Here is a 924-nt window from a genome sequence, read left to right on the forward strand (position 1 = left end):
ATCCTGGATGATCATGAAATCGAGAATAACTGGCCAGCCAAGGCCGACGCCGAGTTATGGACGAACAAGTATCCGGCAGCGATCAAGGCGTACCAGATCNACCAGGCGTCCCATTCCCCGGCGGCGCCATTAAATGAAGCCGGTACCTATCTGGATCGCGACCCGGATAAATTCTGGTATACCTTTTCCCGTGGGCCGGCGGACTTTTTTGTAATGGATGTGCGTACCGAGCGGGTACTGAGCCGCTGGCCCTGGCAGCGCAAAATGATCAGCGAGGTGCAGGAGCAGGCCTTTGTCCAATGGCTGGACCGGGATCCCGAGCGCATCAAGGTGCTGGTGACCTCCGTAGTAATGTTCCCCGAGCAGAGGCGTCCGTTCCGTGGCAAAGATGCCTGGGAAGGCTTCCGCCATCAGCGTCAGCGGCTATTGGCAGCCATGGCGAAGAGTGCCAGCCAGAAACTGGTGGTGCTCAGCGGGGATGTGCATGCCTCTCTGTATGCAAGCTTGACACTCAATGGTGGCAAGAAGGTACACAGCTGGACGTGCTCCGGGTTGTTCTGGCCCACCGCGCTATTCGCGTTTCGTTGGTACCGGCCGATGATCCGGGTGCCAGGCTTGCTCTACAGCGGTTGGGGCCGGCCGTTAGGGCAGGTTAGCGTGCCGGGGGAAGTGTTCAGTGATAATGCCTTTTCGGTGGTGTCGTTCGATGAAAAGGGCGCTCAGTTCGCGCTGTTCGACCGTCGTAATCGGGCCGTGCCGGAGGCAAGCCGAACCATTGAATGGTGATACCGGCGTGAGGGGGCCTGATTTTGTATCTCGGGTATGGCGAAAGGCTTACATGACTTGGCGCTTTTCTCGCCTTACCTCTCGCGGGAGGTTTACCTAAAGTAGATCTCGCAAGGACGCAATGGAACACGGATGTTC

At 57.9% G+C, this 924-nt stretch carries 1 protein-coding gene; it reads left to right on the forward strand.

Features of this window, described 5'->3' with window-relative positions:
- On the forward strand, positions 1-786 hold a 786-nt coding region (locus A3730_RS28495; RefSeq protein ID WP_197477721.1), incomplete at its 5' end, for an alkaline phosphatase D family protein.
- Positions 787-924: the final 138 nt, after the last annotated feature.

Source organism: Alcanivorax sp. HI0044 (assembly GCF_001634945.1).